The sequence below is a fragment of the Lacisediminimonas profundi genome (assembly GCF_008831265.1).
In the GTDB taxonomy this organism is placed as follows: Bacteria; Pseudomonadota; Gammaproteobacteria; order Burkholderiales; family Burkholderiaceae_D; genus Lacisediminimonas; species Lacisediminimonas profundi.
In genome coordinates this window covers 118,234-135,627 of record NZ_VTTH01000008.1, presented here as the reverse complement: position 1 = coordinate 135,627, position 17,394 = coordinate 118,234, and the positions used below count along the sequence as shown (strand labels likewise).

At 61.8% G+C, this 17,394-nt stretch carries 18 protein-coding genes; 15 read left to right on the top strand and 3 right to left on the bottom strand.

Translation table 11 applies throughout. The features are described 5' to 3' along the window. The first annotated feature begins 217 nt into the window (after positions 1-217). The 11 genes from FVE66_RS19475 to FVE66_RS19425 are packed head-to-tail and all read left to right on the top strand — an operon-like array spanning position 218 to position 12,334. Positions 218-1,018, top strand: a complete 801-nt coding sequence (locus FVE66_RS19475) for an IclR family transcriptional regulator (protein ID WP_151449144.1) — start codon at positions 218-220, stop codon at positions 1,016-1,018. Positions 1,019-1,055: 37 nt separating this feature from the next. Then, a complete protein-coding gene (locus FVE66_RS19470) occupies positions 1,056-2,573 on the top strand; it encodes an ABC transporter substrate-binding protein (protein WP_161993345.1) in 1,518 nt (505 codons plus the stop codon). A 17-nt stretch (positions 2,574-2,590) separates the two neighbouring features. Further along, positions 2,591-3,508 (top strand): ABC transporter permease, encoded by a 918-nt coding sequence (locus tag FVE66_RS19465; RefSeq protein ID WP_151449142.1) that lies wholly within the window; start codon positions 2,591-2,593, stop codon positions 3,506-3,508. Positions 3,509-3,532: 24 nt separating this feature from the next. Further along, positions 3,533-4,465: an ABC transporter permease gene (locus FVE66_RS19460; RefSeq protein WP_151449141.1), complete on the top strand. Its 933-nt coding sequence runs from the start codon at positions 3,533-3,535 to the stop codon at positions 4,463-4,465. Beyond that, the gene (locus FVE66_RS19455; RefSeq protein ID WP_151449140.1) at positions 4,462-5,484 is read left to right on the top strand and encodes an ABC transporter ATP-binding protein; all 1,023 of its coding nucleotides are present in this window, start codon (positions 4,462-4,464) and stop codon (positions 5,482-5,484) included. The genes FVE66_RS19460 and FVE66_RS19455 overlap by 4 nt, the downstream gene beginning before the upstream one ends. A 1-nt stretch (position 5,485) precedes the next feature. After that, positions 5,486-6,496, top strand: a complete 1,011-nt coding sequence (locus FVE66_RS19450) for an ABC transporter ATP-binding protein (protein ID WP_151449139.1) — start codon at positions 5,486-5,488, stop codon at positions 6,494-6,496. Beyond that, on the top strand, positions 6,497-8,119 hold the full coding sequence (ggt, locus tag FVE66_RS19445) for a gamma-glutamyltransferase (protein WP_151449138.1): 1,623 nt from the start codon (positions 6,497-6,499) through the stop codon (positions 8,117-8,119). Positions 8,120-8,163: 44 nt separating this feature from the next. After that, the gene (locus FVE66_RS19440; RefSeq protein ID WP_151449137.1) at positions 8,164-9,600 is read left to right on the top strand and encodes a gamma-aminobutyraldehyde dehydrogenase; all 1,437 of its coding nucleotides are present in this window, start codon (positions 8,164-8,166) and stop codon (positions 9,598-9,600) included. A 23-nt stretch (positions 9,601-9,623) separates the two neighbouring features. Continuing rightward, positions 9,624-10,322: a dimethylamine monooxygenase subunit DmmA family protein gene (locus FVE66_RS19435; RefSeq protein ID WP_151449136.1), complete on the top strand. Its 699-nt coding sequence runs from the start codon at positions 9,624-9,626 to the stop codon at positions 10,320-10,322. Beyond that, on the top strand, positions 10,319-11,287 hold the full coding sequence (locus FVE66_RS19430) for a PDR/VanB family oxidoreductase (protein WP_151449135.1): 969 nt from the start codon (positions 10,319-10,321) through the stop codon (positions 11,285-11,287). The genes FVE66_RS19435 and FVE66_RS19430 overlap by 4 nt, the downstream gene beginning before the upstream one ends. 15 nt (positions 11,288-11,302) lie before the next feature. Then, entirely contained in the window at positions 11,303-12,334 is a 1,032-nt protein-coding gene (locus tag FVE66_RS19425) for a heme-dependent oxidative N-demethylase family protein (protein WP_151449134.1), read from the top strand. 57 nt (positions 12,335-12,391) lie between these two features. Here FVE66_RS19425 and ppnP read toward each other — a convergent pair whose 3' ends face one another. The 3 genes from ppnP to cysQ all read right to left on the bottom strand — a co-directional run bounded on the left by ppnP (position 12,392) and on the right by cysQ (position 13,992). Continuing rightward, on the bottom strand, positions 12,392-12,706 hold the full coding sequence (gene ppnP, locus FVE66_RS19420; RefSeq protein WP_151449133.1) for a pyrimidine/purine nucleoside phosphorylase: 315 nt from the start codon (positions 12,704-12,706) through the stop codon (positions 12,392-12,394). A gap of 61 nt (positions 12,707-12,767) precedes the next feature. After that, positions 12,768-13,073 (bottom strand): hypothetical protein, encoded by a 306-nt coding sequence (locus FVE66_RS19415; protein WP_161993344.1) that lies wholly within the window; start codon positions 13,071-13,073, stop codon positions 12,768-12,770. 88 nt (positions 13,074-13,161) lie between these two features. Further along, positions 13,162-13,992 (bottom strand): 3'(2'),5'-bisphosphate nucleotidase CysQ, encoded by an 831-nt coding sequence (cysQ, locus tag FVE66_RS19410; RefSeq protein ID WP_241673295.1) that lies wholly within the window; start codon positions 13,990-13,992, stop codon positions 13,162-13,164. A gap of 171 nt (positions 13,993-14,163) precedes the next feature. Here cysQ and FVE66_RS19405 point away from each other — a divergent pair, with 171 nt between their 5' ends. Genes FVE66_RS19405 through ybeY form a run of 4 tightly spaced genes read left to right on the top strand, consistent with a single transcriptional unit; the run spans position 14,164 to position 17,371 of the window. Then, on the top strand, positions 14,164-14,517 hold the full coding sequence (locus FVE66_RS19405) for a hypothetical protein (RefSeq protein ID WP_151449131.1): 354 nt from the start codon (positions 14,164-14,166) through the stop codon (positions 14,515-14,517). A gap of 31 nt (positions 14,518-14,548) precedes the next feature. After that, positions 14,549-15,889, top strand: coding sequence for a tRNA (N6-isopentenyl adenosine(37)-C2)-methylthiotransferase MiaB (miaB, locus tag FVE66_RS19400; protein WP_151449130.1), 1,341 nt, complete (start codon positions 14,549-14,551; stop codon positions 15,887-15,889). A gap of 11 nt (positions 15,890-15,900) precedes the next feature. Next, entirely contained in the window at positions 15,901-16,920 is a 1,020-nt protein-coding gene (locus FVE66_RS19395) for a PhoH family protein (protein WP_241673294.1), read from the top strand. Continuing rightward, positions 16,907-17,371: an rRNA maturation RNase YbeY gene (ybeY, locus tag FVE66_RS19390; protein WP_151449128.1), complete on the top strand. Its 465-nt coding sequence runs from the start codon at positions 16,907-16,909 to the stop codon at positions 17,369-17,371. The genes FVE66_RS19395 and ybeY overlap by 14 nt, the downstream gene beginning before the upstream one ends. Positions 17,372-17,394 lie beyond the last annotated feature (23 nt).

Below are 17,394 nucleotides of genomic sequence, written 5' to 3'. Positions count from 1 at the left end.
GAACTTTAAAAATGCAATATGTCGCGTTTTTGATCCAAAACAGCACAACAAGTGCCGATCCCCGCAGGGCCAGGTAGCAATACTTGGCCACCCGGCGCGCCCGACGGCCGGAACAAAACTTCCCGTTTGACAACGCCATGAAGAAAATATAAATTCACCCCTAGTTTTTCGGAATAACATTCCGAATATCGGAAATTTAAATCGCCGGAAAACCGCAGTGCCATCGACACCCCCGAAAAAATTGCCCCCTCCCGCTTCGGCGACGAAAGACCTCAGCCTGTCAGTCCTGAAGGCATCGCAATTGCTGACGCTGGTAGGCGACAGCGAAAATGGCACCACGCTGAAAGATCTTGCCAAGGCGACCGGGTTTGGCACGACGGTTTGCCATCGCATGCTGGCAACGCTGGAGATCGAGCGACTGATTGACAGGGATCCATCGAGCGGCCGTTACAAGCTCGGCCTGGGCATGCTGGCGTTTGCTCACAAGGTGCAGAGCCGCCACCCGCTTACGCTGCAGGCCGCAGATCTGGTTGCAGAGACGGTCCGCCATACCGACGACATAGCACTGCTGATGGTTCGCGACGGTGACGAGGCGGTCTGCATTGACCGCAAGGAAGGACGCTATCCCCTGCGCTCCTCCGGGACCCAGGTCGGCACGCGCCTGCCTTTGCACTGTGGCGGCGGCCCGCAGGCCATCCTTTCGTTCTCTCCCGACTCGTACATCGACCACTATCTCAGCACAAGCCCACTGGAAAAGCGTACCGCAAAGACGCTGACCGACCCCAAGCTGATCAGGGCGCAGATCGCAAAGACCCGCGCGCGCGGATACGCCGTCGGCAATCAGGATCTTTTTGAATACGTGGTCGCGATCGGCGTGCCTATTTTTGCCGCCGACGGCGCACTGCTGGGATCGATCAGCATAGGCGGGTTGGTGCAGCGCTATGACAACAAACGAATCAAGGAGGTGGGCGAGTGGCTCGCCGCCTCGGCACAAAAAATATCGGCCAGCCGCAAATAATTTCAACAAGCTGTTTTTTACCCGAAGGAGGGTGGTGATGAGACGATTTACCCTTGCTGCAAGCTTGGCAATCCTGTCCGCGTGCTTTGCGGGCCCTGCAGCGGCGCAAAAAAGCGCAGACACACTGAGGTGGGCGAGCACGGCGTCGATTACGGCCGTTGATCCCTATTTCAACGCCCACCGTGAGGCGATGATCGTGAACGGCCAGCTGGTGTGGGACACCTTGGCCTACCGCGACCCGGGCACTGGCGAATACAAGCCGCTGCTGGCAAAGTCATGGCGCTGGCTCAACGATGTGACCATCGAATTCACGCTGCGTGACGACGTCAAGTTTCACGACGGAATCGGGCTGACGGCGGACGACGCCGTCTATACGCTCAACTATGTTTCCGACCCCAAGAACAAGGTCAACGTCCAGAGCAACGTCAACTGGATCAAGAATGCGGAAAAGACCGGGACTCACACCTTCAAGCTGAACCTGAAAGCCCCGTTCCCGCCAGCATTTGAATACATTTCCAGCCTGCTTGCGATTCTTCCAAAAGATTTCTTCGGCGCGGGCGGTGTCGCCGGCGGCAACGGCCGGCTGGTGGGAACCGGCCCCTATCGCCTGACCAGCTTCGTTCCTGGATCGACCATCGATGTCGAGCGCTTTGACGGTTATTTCAGCGGCAGTCCGAAGGGCAAGCCCGCGATCAAGAAAATCCGCTACCGCGTCATACCGGATAACTCGACCCAGATGGGCGACCTGATGAGCGGCGGGCTGGACTGGATGTGGTACGTACCACCAGACCAGGCCAAGCGGCTTTCCGAGGTAAAGAAAGTAAACGTGCAAGCGGCCGAAACAATGCGTATCAGCTTCCTGTCGTTCAATACGCGGGAAATGGCAACGCCGAATCCGATGCTCAAGCCCAAGGTGCGCGAAGCAATCGCCCATGCGATCGACCGGGACAAGATCACGAAATTCGTTGTCGGAGCCGGCTCAAGCACACCAAAGTCAGGCTGCTACAAGACCCAGTTTGGCTGCCGCCAGGACGTCAAGCAATTCAACTATGACCCGGCACTGGCCAAGAAGCTGCTGGCCGAAGCGGGCTACCCCAACGGACTCACGATCGAGCTGACCGCATTTCGCAGCCGGGAATGGACCGAAGCGGTCGCCAATTACCTTAATGCCGTCGGCATCAAGACCAATATCACTTTCCTCCAGTACGCAGCGGCTTTCGAGAAAGTCACGAACAACAGCGCTCACTTGTACCTTGGCGACTGGGGTTCGTATTCGATCAACGACGTTTCCGCAATCCTGAACAACTTCTTCACCTTGTCACCCAATGACATGGCACAGGACAAGGAACTCGCGGGCTGGCTGCGCGCGGCATCGGCAACGGTCGACCAGAAAACCCGCAAGGTGAACTATGACAAGGCCGTCGCCAAGATCGCTTCCGAGATCTACTGGCTGCCGCTTTGGGTGCACCCGGTTGTCTACGCCACTGACACCAACCTCGACTTCCGTCCATTTTCTGACGAAAACCCGAGATTGTTCCTCACCCGCTGGAAATGATCAGGGGCTAGCACGACATGTGGATCTATTCGCTGAAGCGCGTCCTCATCGGGGCATTGGTGATGCTTGCCATCTCGGTGCTGACTTTCGGATTAACCAATGCAGCGATGGATCCGGCACAGGCGATCGCCGGCAATGGGGCGACCGCCGGTGATGTCGAGGCAATCAGGATTGCCTACGGCTTCGACAAGCCGGTGGCGACCAGGTATGTGCAATGGCTCAAGGGGGCGCTGTCGGGCGACCTCGGTGAGTCGTTCCGCCAGAAGCGCCCTGTGGTAAGCGTCATTGCCGAGCGCCTTCCTGTCACGATGGTGCTTGGCACGGCGGCCCTTCTGTTTGCCATCGTGCTTGCCCTGCCCTTGGGCATTGTCGCGGCCTTGCGGCCCAACTCATGGATCGACCGGTTCGCGATGGGGCTGGCGCTGGTGGGCCAGGCAATGCCGACCTTCTGGTTTGCGCTGCTCGGGATCGTGCTTTTCAGCGTCACGCTCGGATGGCTGCCGGCATCCGGCGCAAACGACTGGAAAGGCTTTGTCCTGCCCGCAATTGCCCTGGGCTACTACGCGGCGCCAACCCTGATGCGTCTCACGCGCGCAGGAATGCTGGAGGTGCTCGAGGCGGACTACATCCGGACCGCACGCGCCAAAGGCCTGAGCCGATCCTCCGTGATCATCAAGCATGCCTTGCGCAACGCGATACTGCCGGTGGTGGCAGTGGCCGCCGTGCAGCTCGGCTTCATGCTGGGAGGCTCGGTCGTCATTGAAACCATTTTTGCCATGCCGGGCGTCGGCTACCTCGCCTGGGAATCGATTTCCCTGTCCGATTTGCCGGTCGTCCAGGCAATCGTCCTGATGATGGCCGTGCTGTACGTGTTATTGACGCTGGCTTCAGACATCCTCAATGCGTGGCTCGACCCGCGCATCCGGATCTCCTGATTGCGCTCGAAGGAAATCGCTCCGATGCAAACTACCAATCTCGCCGATGCCGGCACGCCCGGCACGGCGACCGGCAAGACCTCTGTAACGATCGGCCTGCCATGGCGCCGGATGCTGGCGCATCGCGGCTTCACATTCGGCCTCGTCGTGCTGGCATCAATGATTGCGATCGCACTGCTCGCACCGTGGATAGCGCCGCATGACCCGCTGGCGCAGGACATCATGAACAAGCGCGTGCCTCCCATCTGGTACCAGTGGTTCTTTGACGATCCGCGCGCCAGCTGGACCCATGTCCTGGGCACGGACAAACTGGGACGCGACTATCTCAGCCGACTGATGCACGGCGCCCGCATTTCGCTGCTGATCGGATTTTCAACGGCATTGATATCCGGCCTGATCGGCACCACCCTGGGCGTTGCCGCCGGTTATTTCGGAGGGCGGGTCGACTTGTTCATTTCGTTCCTGATCACCACGCGCCTTGCGCTTCCGGTGGTGCTTGTCGCGCTGTCGATCGTTGCGCTCCACGGCAGCTCGCTGCTCATCATCATCCTGGTGCTGGGGTTTCTGCTGTGGGATCGTTTCGCGGTAGTGATGCGCTCGGTCACGCACCAGGTCCGCTCGCTCGAGTACGTCACCGCGGCGCGCGCCATCGGTTGCTCGACAACCCGCATCGTATTGACCGAAATCCTTCCTAACGTACTGAGCGCCTTCATCGTGATCGCCACCATCGAGATGGCCAACGCGATCCTGTTCGAAGCCGCCCTGTCGTTTCTCGGACTGGGGGTCGCACCACCCGCTCCCTCATGGGGGCTGATGCTCTCCGAATCGAAGGAGGACATCTTCTTTTCGTCGTGGATGATCACGATCCCGGGCACGGCGCTGTTCATCCTGGTCCTTGCGATCAATCTGCTTGGCGATGGCATCCGCGACCTGGCGGCACCGAAGGGACGGTCATGAGCGCCTTGCTTGAAGTGCGCAACCTGCGCGTCTCGATTCCGCTCGAGGATGGGCTGCTGCGCCCGGTGCGCGGACTGGATTTCTCGGTTCGCAAGGGCGAGACCCTTTGCATAGTCGGCGAGTCCGGATGCGGCAAGTCATTGACGTCGCTCTCGCTGATGCGGCTCCTGCCATCGCGGGCGAAAGTCGAGGCTGACCTCCTGCAGTTCGATGGACAGGACCTGTCGTCCCTTTCGGAAGCACAGATGAACGAGATCCGCGGCAACCGGATGTCAATGATCTTCCAGGAGCCGATGACCAGCCTCAACCCGGCCTATACGATCGGGAACCAGTTGGAAGAGGTCTTCCTTCGCCACAATCCGGGCCAGCGCAAGCAAGCCCGCGAGCGCGCCGTGTACCTGCTGGAGAAGGTCGGCATCACTGGCGCCAGTGGCCGCCTGGGACAGTATCCCCACCAGTTGTCCGGCGGCTTGCGCCAGCGCGTGATGATCGCCATGGCGCTCATGTGCGGGCCGCAACTGATCGTGGCCGACGAGCCGACGACGGCACTGGACGTGACCGTCCAGGCACAGACGCTCCGTCTTCTCAAGGATCTGCAGCACGAGTTTCACATGGCGCTGATCCTGATTACGCACGACCTGGGCGTGGTCGCCCGCATGGCGGACCAGGTGGCCGTCATGTATGCGGGACAAATCGTCGAATCGGGAACTGCACAGGAAGTGTTTTCTTCCGCGGCGCATCCGTACACGCGTGGCTTGCTGGACTGCATTCCCATACCCGGCCGGGTACAGCGGGGCCAGCGCCTGGGTTCGATCCCGGGGATCGTCCCCTCGTTGATTGGCGATCTGCGCGGCTGCGCATTCGCCAATCGCTGCGGCTTCGCCCGGCCAGAATGCCGGGACAGCGAGATTCCGGATCGCGTCCGCTCGCCCGGCAATCGGTACCGATGCCTGTTTGAGCCGTCCGAACGAGAAACTCGCCTGCCGATTGCCGCAAATTCGCCCGCACCAACGCTTTGACATGAAACCAGATCTGTCACCTCCCCTTCTGGAAGCACGCGACCTCGAGCGCCGCTTCGACATGCCCCGGACATTTTTCGGGCCCAAGCGAACCTTGCATGCGGTAAATGGCGTCAACCTGAGCGTGAAACGCGGCGAGACACTGGCGCTGGTTGGCGAATCCGGCTCCGGAAAGACCACCCTGGCCCGCATGCTGCTGGGCTTGCTCGCTCCCACTGCCGGGCAAGTGATCTTTGGCGGTGTTCCCCTTGCCGGCCAGGACCGGATCGCCACTGCCCGCCGGATCCAGCCCATATTCCAGGACCCCTACTCTTCCCTGAATCCGCGCAAGACCATCGAATCGATCATCTCGCTGCCGCTGCGCGTGCACCGTGTCGGCGATACGGCATCCCAGGCGAAAGCTGTGCGCGACATGATGGAACATGTCGGCTTGCCTGCCCGGCTGGCGAATGTCACACCCAACCAGTTATCAGGAGGGCAGCGGCAGCGTGTTGCCATTGCCCGGGCCTTGATCATCAAGCCGGAACTGGTGATCTGCGACGAGCCCACGTCTGCCCTCGATGTGTCGGTCCAATCCCAGATCCTGAACCTGCTGCAGGACTTGCAAAGAGAATTCGGCCTCACCTATCTGCTGATCACGCATAACCTTGCCGTGGTCGAGCACATCGCCACCCGCGTTGCAGTCCTTTACCTCGGCCGCATCGTCGAGGAAACCGACACGCAATCGCTTTTCAGCAATCCGCGGCACCCCTATTCCAGGGCCTTGCTCGATTCGGTATTGACCCCCGAACCCGGACTTGGTCTTCCCAAGGACACGCTGGGCGTGATGTCGCCGGGCCCCATGAATCCACCATCCGGCTGCCGTTTTCATCCGCGCTGCCCGGCGCGCATGGAGAAATGCGTCCAACAGGCTCCCGCCCGCATGACCAGTGCGGGCTCGGTTATCGAATGCCATCTTTACGCCGGTGACGCCAATGCCACCCTCGTCCCGTTCCCAAAGAAAGGAAGCTGAATGTCCAACAACAGAAAGGCCATCGTCGTCACGGCCCAACCCGAAGCAACTGAAGCCGGTGCAGACATATTGGCGGCGGGCGGAAACGCCGTCGACGCGGCAATTGCGGTCGCCCTGGTCCAGGGAGTCGTCGATCCGCTGATGGCCGGCATTGCCGGCTTTGGCAGCATGGGTCTCTACATGCCGGGAACCGGCCAGCACAAGTATTTCGACTTCCACGCGCCCGCCCCCGGCAGCACGCGGCCAGAGATGTGGGAGCACCTCGTCGAATCTGAGGCGCGTGACGGCTACGGGTTCATTCTCAAGGACCGCGTCAATGACATCGGCTACCAATCCATTTGCGTCCCGGCCTCGTTGAAAGCGTATTTCCATGCGCATCAGCGGCATGGCGTGCTGCCGTGGGCCGAGATCGTGCAGCCAGCAATTGAATGGGCCGAGAAAGGCTGGGCCGTCCGGCCGCACGTCCACTACTTCTGGTCGGACGAAGGCCAGATGGGCCGCGTGCCAACGCCGGAGCGCATCGCCTATTCGGCCAGCGGCCGTGCCCTTTACTGCCGGGAAGATGGCTCGCCCAAGCGCGTCGGCGATATCGTCATCAATCGCGATCTCGGCAATACATTGCGATTGATCGCAGCCGGCGGCTCCGATGTTTTCTACACCGGCGAGATCGCCGAGCTGATCGCTGCCGACATGCAGGCGCATGGTGGGCTGATTTCAAAAACCGACCTGAAAAACTACAAGGTCCTGGAATCCAGTCCATTGTGGGGGAAATACCGGGGCTTCAAAGTCTCGACCAACCAACCGCCGGGTGGCGGCATCATGTTGCTGGAGATGCTCAACATCCTTGAGCACTTCGATCTGCGCGGCATGGGCCACAACAGTCCTGAATACATACGGGTCGTCGCCGAAGCAATGAAAAGGGCGACGGTCGACAAGGACCAGCATGTGGGCGACCCCGCATTTTATGACGTGCCTGTCGCGCGGCTGCTGTCGAAGGAGCATGCGGAGACTGCTGCCGACGAGATCCGCAGGGGACATAAGGCATCCGTTGCACGCATCAACAACGGCTTCCCGTCCAAGGACACCACCCAGGTATGCGTGGTGGACGCCGACGGCAACTGCGTGACGATGACTCACTCGCTGGGCATGCCATCGGGCGTCATCACGGATGGCCTGGGCTTCATGTACAACGGTTGCATGGGCGTTTTCGACCCGCGGCCGGGCCGGGCTGGCTCGCTCGCGCCGGGAAAGGCGCGATTCAGCTCCATCTGTCCGTCAATCGTCTTCAAGGACGAAAAACCTTGCCTGGTAATCGGCGCGCCCGGTGCCACGCAGATCGCCATGGGCGTGCTGCAGGCATGCCTGAATGTCCTCGACTTCGACATGAGCATGACCGAGGCAGTCAGTGCCGCGCGGTTCTCCGCGACCAGTGATGCCATCGACTTGTCGAATCGGGTGCCGTACGCGACCGAGCGCAGCCTTGCTGCCCAAGGCTACCAGACCATCCGCAGCCCCTACCCGTTCGGATTCGCGGCCGTGCACGGCGTCCGCATCGACGGCGACCGCCTCGACGGTGGGGCCGATCCGGGGCACGACGGCAACGCAATCACTGTTGCGCTGTGAAGGCGGCGCCGGGTTCGACAAGCATCAGGCACACGGGGGAAGAAATGAACGTCAACGCTTTGATTGATGGCGAGCTGGTCGCAGGCGAACTCGCCCACGAAGTCATCCTGAACCCGGCCACTGGCCAGGCCATCGCATCGGTCGCCGAATGTTCGCCACAGCAGATTGCCGCGGCGGTCCGGGCGGCACAGGAAGGCCAGCGCAACTGGAGCCGCACCGTACCGCGAGAGCGGGCAGCTGCGCTGCTCGCCATTGCCGACCACCTGGACCAGAACGCGGAAGATTACGCACGACTGGAGTCGCTCAACTGCGGCAAGCCCTACCACCTTGCCCTGGGCGACGAACTGCCTGCCGTGGCGGACGTGTTCCGCTTTTTTGCCGGCGCGATCCGGTGCATGCCGGGCTCGGCAGCCGGGGAATATCTGCCAGGGCATACCAGCATGATCCGCCGTCAGTCGGTCGGCGTGGTCGCCTCGATCGCGCCGTGGAATTACCCCTTGATGATGATGGCGTGGAAAATCGCACCTGCCATCGTGGCCGGCAACGCGGTGGTTCTCAAGCCCTCCGAGATGACGCCCTTGAGCGCATTGAAGCTGGCGGCATTCGCCTCCCAGGTCCTGCCACGCGGTGTCCTCAATGTCGTGACCGGCCGTGGCGCGTCCGCCGGCCAGGCGCTGATCTCGGATCCACGCGTGCGGATGATTTCGCTCACCGGTGACATCGGCACTGGCCGGAAGATGCTCGAAGCAGCGGCAAGCGGCATGAAGCGAACCCATCTCGAACTGGGTGGCAAGGCGCCGGTCATCGTGTTCGACGACGCCGATGTCACCGCGGTCGTGGAGGCCGTGCGCGCGTTCGGCTTTTACAACGCAGGACAGGACTGCACAGCGGCCTGCCGCGTTTATGCAGGGCCGAAGATATACGAGCGGCTGGTGGCCGAACTGGCGAGCGCCGTCTCAGGCATCAGGATCGGCGAGCAGGACGACCCGGCCGTCGAAATGGGTCCGCTGATATCCGCCCGCCACCTTGAACGCGTCGCCGGCTTCGTCGAGCGGGCAGCCGGCCTGCCCCACGCTGAAGTACTGTGCGGCGGCAAGGCCGCCGCAGGTGATGGCTTTTTCTATCTGCCGACAGTGATTGCCGGCGCCCGGCAGCAGGACGAAATCGTCCGTCGCGAAGTATTCGGCCCGGTCGTGACCGTCACCCGTTTTTCTGACGAGGAAGAAGTGATCCGCTGGGCCAACGACTCGGAGTACGGGCTGGCATCGTCGGTCTGGACGCAGGACGTCGGACGAGCCATGCGGGTGGCAGCCGAGCTGGAATATGGCTGCACCTGGGTCAATACGCACTTCATGCTGGTCAGCGAAATGCCGCACGGCGGGATGAAGCAGTCCGGCTATGGCAAGGACATGTCCATGTATGGACTGGAAGACTACACCACGGTGCGGCACGTCATGGTGAAGCACGGATCCAGCCAATAACAGGACTGAAAACAGGACTGAACATGCTGATAACAGGCATAAAGAGCAGGCCGGTCTACGACCAGCTGCACCCGATGGCCGGCGGGACGCATCACATCATCGCCGGCCAGGGAAGCGGAGGGCGAGCCATGCTGCGGCTGCTCGATGACATGTCCGGGATGAACCTGAAGACCACCTTGTTATATTCGCGTGAATCCTTTTCAGGACAGGATTTCCTTTCGCAATTGCAGGCGCAATTTCAGGCGCAATTTCAGGAGCAATTTCAGGAGCAATTTCACGCGCAACTACAGGCGCACCTACAGACGCAACCACAGGCCCAGCCACAGGCACGGCAAGTCAATGAACTGCGTGTCCATGCGTCCAATCAGGAACTGATCGCTGACCTGCAAAGCCTCTTGGGCGCAGCCTTCATGGGAACCCGCTTGTACCTGTCGGGGTCCGAGAGCTTCATCGGCAGGGCCATGCAGATCGCAAGCCTGTTCGACCTGAATCGCGACGAAGTGCTGCGCGAGCACTCCGGCACCCTGGTACGCCGCGTCTGGTGCGTGCACTGCGACACCTTCACGGAAAATGTCACGCAGCGCATCTTCAAGTGCCCGGGTTGCAAGCTGGATCTGGTAGTGCGCGATCATTATTCGCGCCGCCTGGCCGCATTCCAGGCAGTAAAGGCCGACGGCGAAGTCCCCGGGGAACTGCCGGCAGCCGAGGAGCTCGACACATGAGCCTGAGCGCGGGAACCCTTGGCGTATGCGTGACGAAAATCGACGAGGTCAGCCCGGAAATCCGGCGCTTCACGCTGGCATCGCCTGATGGCCGTCATTTGCCATCTTTTTCCGGCGGAAGCCATGTGGTGGTGGTGATTCCGAACGGCGACGCCGCCTTTCGCAATCCCTACTCGCTGATGAGCTCGCCCTATGACACCAGCACATACCAGATTGCGGTACGACGCGACGACCGTGGCCGGGGTGGCTCGATGGCCATGCACCGGCAGGTCAGGGAAGGCGACCTGCTCGAGATCACGCCGCCGGTGAATCTCTTTCCGTTGGTCAAGCAGGCGCGCCTGCACATTTTCATCGCTGGCGGCATCGGCATCACGCCGTTTTTTTCACAGCTCGAAGAACTGCGATTGTCCGATGTGCCATTCGAGGTTCACCTGGCCGTCCGAGGCGCCGCGCATGCGCAGCTTGGCGAGGAACTGGTCGCAATCTTCGGCGATCGTGTTCACCTCTATCGGGCAGACGCAGGACACCGGCTCGACACAGGAGCAGTGCTGGCCCAACGCCCGCTGGGCAGCCACGTCTACGTATGCGGTCCGGACAGCATGATCCAGTCCACGCTCGCCTGCGCCCGGGAAAACGGCTGGACTGACAGCCATGTGCATTACGAACGCTTCCTGCAGCAAAGCAGTGGTGGCGACCCTTTCAGCGTCACCCTGGCGCGCAGCGGCATCACCGTCCATGTTTCACCCGACCAGAGCATGCTCGAAGCGGTCGAAGCTGCCGGATTGGAAATACCCTACTTGTGTCGCGGTGGCGCCTGCGGACGTTGCGAATCCGACGTCCTGGAACTGGAAGGAGAAATCCAGCATGCCGACGACTGGCTATCCAGTGACGAAAAAAGCGCGAACACGAAGATCATGCCGTGTGTATCACGCGCCAGCTGCACCCGCCTGGTCATCGATCGCTAAACTCAGGACGAGAAAATGAACATCAGGTTCAAGCCGGACGAAACCTATCGGGACGACTACACCTACTCCAACAGTGCCGAGTGCATTGCGCGGACACCGTTTCCGTTCCCGGACGACATCTACATGTACTCGATGAACCTGGAGCCGCACGTTCCGGTGGGCGACGGCGCGCTGCGTTTCGCATTCGACATCGACGAGCACTACATCAGCGAATGCCGGGATCGTGCCATCACACTCGACAAGGATCCCGGGATGCATTATGTCTCGGCGCCCCACATGATGGCGGCGCAATGGGACCTGCTGGAGCTGATCATGGAATCGTACGCACGCGACTACCCCGAGTATTTCAGCCTGCAAAAAGATGGCGCGCGCTGGCACTGGGTGAATCGTCCACTTGGAATCGATGACCGGTTCACATTCGGCGACCCGTCCACCCTGCCATTCGAGCCGATGGAATACGTAACCCGCCAGGCACAGGGAGACTGGGTACTGCAGGAAGAGCGCGACGGAACCCTGTTCTGGGGCGCCGGCATCGCAACCCAGCGCGCGGACTACTCGCTACGCTTCAACCTCGGGATGAGCTGGGCAGAATTTCATGGCCCGGTTCCGATGGTGAAGGAAACCGGGGTAATCGACCGTGCGCTCAAGTTCCTGCTGCGCCTGCGCACCGGACATCCCGTGCGTCGCCTGAACTGGTCGCTGACGGTACACCCCCGGCTGGAAATTTCCGCCGAGAGCCTTCCGGAATGGGCGCCGGATCGCACCATCGTCACGCCCGAAAATGCCGGACGGCTGGTTTACCTGCGCATTGAACTGCAGCCACTGCATCGGCTTCCGCGCTCCAATGCGATTGTCTTTCCGATACGTACGTACTTGCTCAGCCTTGAAGACATCGCCACCAATCCGGCATGGGCGCGACGCATGCATCGCGTGCTCAAGTCGCTCGATCAGCAGTTGGTCGACTACAAGGGGTTCAGCCGCTACCGGGATGCCGCGGTGTCATGGCTCTCGCAATATGACGACGGCGGAAAAGATCCGGCACCCTGACAACAACCGGCTCCGCCCGGCCTGCCCCAGGCCAGCCCCAAGGCAACCCCGCCAGACTCAGCCGAAATGACAGACGTAATGCACCGGTTCCAGCGCCTCCAGCTGGAAGCGCGAGTTGGCCGGCACCTGGAAGCGCTGGCCGGCATCGTAGCTGTCCCAGTCGGCCGCCTCGCCTATCCGGGCCCGGCATTTGCCAGACACGATCTCCATGATTTCCGGCGATGTGGTGTCAAAGGTCACCACCGAGGGAAGGATCACGCCCAAGGTCTTTTTCGTCTGGTCCGGGAATGTCAGGTTGTATGAAATGCACATGCCGTCGAAATAAATGTTCGCTTTCTTGCCGACGCTTACATGATCAAATTGGGTGCTCATCAACATTCCTCCTCACGGTGTTGTCCTGCGGATGCCTGCGCCTGCCTGTGACGGCCGGCACTCAGCGCGTCGGGCCGGGCCAGCTTGGCAATTCCCCTTCACGCACCCACACACCAGGCGCTTCGCAACGCAGGACCTCGCTGCCGCTCAGCACAAACTCGCCGATCGGAAATGGAACGTTGTTGAAGTAGCAGACCTTGCCGTCGCCAACATTGGGCTCGACCGCCTGTTCTTCGAGGCCGCCGCCCATGATGGGGGAAGTATCGCGTTCGGGGTCGGGCGCGCCGACCTGCGGGTGATGCGGAGTGCCATTGCCAGCCATAGGGAATCGGTCCTTGTTCGCCACCGGCTCAACTATAGGAGGCAACGGCAGGCGATCCTTGCGAAGGCTCAAACCACGCCGAGTCCGTCCCGGGCGCTGCGCCACTTCAGGCCGATACGAACTACCGAGCGGACTACAGTGCTTTCAGGAAAGGGCCGGCGCTGCGCCACGCCACGAAATCCGGGTTCAGCACATTGGCAGGGCGCTTGTAGAGCAGGGGCTTGCCATCCACCGACGTCACGCAACCGCCCGCCGCGGCCAGCACCGCGTGCCCGGCGGCAGTGTCCCAGATGCAGGTCGGTCCGAACCGTGGGTAGACATCTGCATCGCCTTGCGCCAGCAGGCAGAACTTGAGGGAACTGCCGCTCGGGCGCTGCTCGATGCGTTCGAAGCGCTTGAGCCACACATCCACTGCCGGCGACGGGTGGGAGCGGCTGCTGGCCACCCGGACCACAGCCTCGGGCACAATTGGACCGCCGATCGCAATCGATTCCCATCCGGCGCTGCTGCGCCGGCGGGCGCCATGCCCTTGCACCCCCTCGTACAACAGCCCCAGCGCGGGGGCCGCCACCACCCCCAGCACCGGATAACCGTTCTCGACCAGGGCTACATTGACGGTGAATTCGCCATTGCGCTTGATGAACTCCTTGGTGCCGTCCAGCGGATCGACCGCCCAGTACAGCGGCGGCTCCTGCTCGCCAGCGAACGGGTTGGCAGCTTCCTCGCTCAGGATCGGGATCGCCGGCCAGAGACTGGCCAGCCCCTTGCAGATGATCTCGTTCGCCGCCAGGTCGGCTTCGGTCAAGGGACTGCTGTCGGCCTTGGCCTGTATGCCAAGGTCGGCGCCCCGGTAGACCTGCAGGATGGCCTCGCCGGCCCGGTCGACCAGGTCAACGACAGGCCCGAGCCGTGAAAAATGCGCGTCAATCATCAGGTGGGTGTCCTGCTTGTGTTCGGATGGCAATGATGGCCGATCATGGCCGCGCTGCAAAGCCCGTCCTGCCGGCGGCAGGCCAAAGGCCGGGCGTGGTATCCTTGCGAGTTCTGTGCGCCGGCTCCGGATTGCCCCGCTGCCATTGCCTGCCGCTGTCATTGTTCCGGCATCCGGCGCAGCGCCTTACCGGAGTGTCCGCCCATGCGAATCGTTCGATTCCTCTGTTTTGTGATGCTCGTCGCCGCGGCCTCTGCGGCCTGGTCGTTCGAGCGCCCATTCCCTCCGATCGCCAAGCGCGGCCAGCTTTCGATGGAGGAGTATCCGGTCATCCTGCTGGATGACAAGCCGCGCAGGCTGTCGGCCGGCGGCTGGATACGCAATGAAAACAACACGATAGACATGCCCGTCACCCTGCGCGGACGGCGCTACACAGTCAATTACACCGAGAACGCGCAGGGCGAAATCGACCGTGTCTGGATCCTGAGCGCGGAAGAAGCCAGCCGTCCGGCACCCGCGGAGCGGCAGGCCCAACCCGCCATGGTCCCATCCCGGTAATTCCCGGAGCAGACTGCACACCATCGCAACAATGCAAAAAAAAGTTTATATCAAGACATTCGGCTGCCAGATGAACGAGTACGACTCGGACAAGATGGCTGACGTGCTGGGGGCCTCCGATGGCTACATCAAGACCGATACCCCGGAAGATGCGGACATCGTGCTGCTCAACACCTGCTCGGTGCGCGAGAAGGCGCAGGAGAAAGTGTTTTCCGACCTCGGCCGCCTGCGTGAAATCAAGGAAAAACGGCCCGGCATGGTGATCGGCGTCGGCGGTTGCGTCGCCTCGCAGGAAGGGGCCGCGATCATCAAGCGCGCGCCCTATGTCGACATGGTGTTCGGCCCGCAAACCCTGCACCGCTTGCCGGAACTGCTGTCGCAGAGCAAGCGCACGGGCAAACCGGCGGTCGACATTTCATTCCCGGAAATCGAGAAATTCGACAATCTGCCGCCGGCCAAGGTCGACGGCCCGAGTGCCTTCGTGTCAATCATGGAAGGTTGCAGCAAGTACTGCAGCTATTGTGTGGTGCCCTACACCCGCGGCGAGGAAGTGTCGCGCCGCTTCGAAGACGTGCTGACCGAAGTGAGCGGCCTGGCGCTGCAGGGCGTGAAGGAAATCACCCTGCTGGGACAGAACGTGAATGCGTTCCGTGGCGCCATGGCAGACGGCGAAACCGCCGATTTCGCACTGCTGATCGAGTACATCGCAGAGATCGAGGGAATCGAGCGCATCCGCTTCGTCACCAGCCATCCCAAGGAATTCACCCAGCGCCTGATCGATGTCTATGCGAAGGTGCCCAAGCTGGTCGACCATTTGTACCTGCCGGCCCAGCATGGATCGGACCGCATCCTGGCTGCGATGAAGCGCGGCTACACCAGCCTGGAATACAAATCCATCATCCGCCGTATTCGCGAAGTGCGTCCGCACATCACGATTTCATCCGATTTCATCGTCGGATTCCCCGGCGAAACCGATGCCGATTTCGAATCGATGATGAAATTTTTCGACGACGTCGGCTTCGACAACAGCTACAGCTTCGTGTTCAGCCCGCGCCCCGGCACGCCCGCAGCCAGCTTGCAGGACGACACGCCGGCGGAACTCAAGCAACAGCGGCTGGCACGCCTGCAGTCCGCCATCGTTGCCAGCGCGAAAAAAATCAGCGACCAGATGGTCGGCAGCGTGCAGCGCATACTGGTCGAAGGCCCCTCCAAGCGCGACGCCAGCGAACTGCAGGGCCGCACCGAAAATAACCGGGTGGTGAATTTCAGCGCCGGTCCGAATGGCTCGCGCCTGATCGGACAGCTGGTCGACGTCACCATCACTGCCACTACAACCTTCTCGCTGCGCGGCGAAGTCGTCGTGCGCATATGAAATCAGAACGCTTGAAAACCAGAAACCTTCCCTCGCTCGATTTCGCGCCCGATCCGGTCGACAACAACCGCCTGGCCCACCTGTGCGGCCCGATGGATGCGAACATCCGCCAGATTTCAGCAGCCCTGGACGTCACCATCATCCGGCGTGCCGAAAAATTCATCGTCAACGGCACCAACGCCGAGCGGGCGGTCGAGCTGATGCGCAAGTTCTACGCGCAAGCCGAGCGGCCGATCCATATCGACGACGTGCAGCTGGCGCTAGTCGAGCAACGGGCGACTGCCTCGTATGCTGACGACCGCGGCGCCGCCAGCGCGCTGGCGAAAAAAGTCGAAGAGGCGGAGGCCAGCAGCCCGGTACTGAAAACCCGCCGCAGCGACTTGCGCGGACGCACGCCGCACCAGAACACTTACCTCAGGTCGATCCTGGAGCACGACGTCACCTTCGGCATCGGCCCGGCCGGCACCGGCAAGACCTATCTTGCGGTGGCCTGCGCGGTGGACGCGCTGGAGCGGGACGCGGTCAAGCGCATCGTATTGACCCGCCCGGCAGTGGAAGCCGGCGAACGGCTGGGATTCCTGCCGGGAGACCTGGCGCAAAAAGTCGATCCCTACCTGCGCCCGCTGTACGACGCGCTGTACGACCTGATGGGCTTCGACCGCACCCAGAAAATGTTCGAGAAGCAGGCGATCGAGATCGCGCCGCTGGCCTACATGCGCGGCCGCACGCTGAACCATGCCTTCATCATCCTGGACGAAGCGCAGAACACCACGCCCGAGCAGATGAAGATGATGCTGACCCGCATCGGATTCGGCAGCAAGGCCGTGATCACCGGCGACGTCACCCAGGTCGACCTGCAGCGCAACCAGAAGAGCGGGCTGGTCGACGCGATGACTGTGCTGAAAGACGTGCGTGGCATCGCCTTTACCCATTTCACCAGCGCCGACGTGGTGCGCCATCCGCTGGTGGCACGCATCGTGGACGCTTACGAAGCATCACCTGGCGGCGGGACATCGCATGGCAAGCCGTAGCCGGCATCCACTGTCGCTGTCGGTGCAGTATGCCGACGCCCGTCTGAAGGATGCGATTGCGCGCCCGGCGATCCGGCGCTGGGTGCAGGCGGCGCTGCTGGCGCCGGCCGAACTGACCATCCGCTTCGTCGATGCGGAAGAAGGTCGTGTGCTCAACCGCGACTACCGCGGCAAGGATTACGCGACCAATGTGCTGACCTTTGCCTACAGCGAAACCGCCGACGAGGCCGTGGTGCAGGCCGACATCATCCTGTGCAGCGACGTGCTGGAGCGCGAAGCCGCCGAGCAGGGCATCGGGCTGGCCGACCACGCGGCCCACCTGGTGGTGCACGGCGTGCTGCATGCGCAGGGTTACGACCACGAAGACGACGACGAAGCGGCCGAGATGGAGCAACTGGAAACCGAAATCCTGGCGACTCTCGGCTTGCCGGATCCGTATCGCGAGCGTTGAATGCGTGGGCGGCACCCCTCCCC

Coding starts and splice junctions, on each gene's coding strand:
- ybeY (WP_151449128.1), top strand. CDS start 16,907: ATGGCAAGCCGTAGCCGGCATCCACTGTCGCTGTCGGTGCAGTATGCC.
- FVE66_RS19425 (WP_151449134.1), top strand. CDS start 11,303: ATGAACATCAGGTTCAAGCCGGACGAAACCTATCGGGACGACTACACC.
- FVE66_RS19465 (WP_151449142.1), top strand. CDS start 2,591: ATGTGGATCTATTCGCTGAAGCGCGTCCTCATCGGGGCATTGGTGATG.
- FVE66_RS19470 (WP_161993345.1), top strand. CDS start 1,056: ATGAGACGATTTACCCTTGCTGCAAGCTTGGCAATCCTGTCCGCGTGC.
- FVE66_RS19435 (WP_151449136.1), top strand. CDS start 9,624: ATGCTGATAACAGGCATAAAGAGCAGGCCGGTCTACGACCAGCTGCAC.
- ppnP (WP_151449133.1), bottom strand. CDS start 12,706: ATGAGCACCCAATTTGATCATGTAAGCGTCGGCAAGAAAGCGAACATT.
- FVE66_RS19450 (WP_151449139.1), top strand. CDS start 5,486: ATGAAACCAGATCTGTCACCTCCCCTTCTGGAAGCACGCGACCTCGAG.
- FVE66_RS19440 (WP_151449137.1), top strand. CDS start 8,164: ATGAACGTCAACGCTTTGATTGATGGCGAGCTGGTCGCAGGCGAACTC.
- FVE66_RS19460 (WP_151449141.1), top strand. CDS start 3,533: ATGCAAACTACCAATCTCGCCGATGCCGGCACGCCCGGCACGGCGACC.
- FVE66_RS19455 (WP_151449140.1), top strand. CDS start 4,462: ATGAGCGCCTTGCTTGAAGTGCGCAACCTGCGCGTCTCGATTCCGCTC.
- miaB (WP_151449130.1), top strand. CDS start 14,549: ATGCAAAAAAAAGTTTATATCAAGACATTCGGCTGCCAGATGAACGAG.
- FVE66_RS19430 (WP_151449135.1), top strand. CDS start 10,319: ATGAGCCTGAGCGCGGGAACCCTTGGCGTATGCGTGACGAAAATCGAC.
- FVE66_RS19405 (WP_151449131.1), top strand. CDS start 14,164: ATGCGAATCGTTCGATTCCTCTGTTTTGTGATGCTCGTCGCCGCGGCC.
- ggt (WP_151449138.1), top strand. CDS start 6,497: ATGTCCAACAACAGAAAGGCCATCGTCGTCACGGCCCAACCCGAAGCA.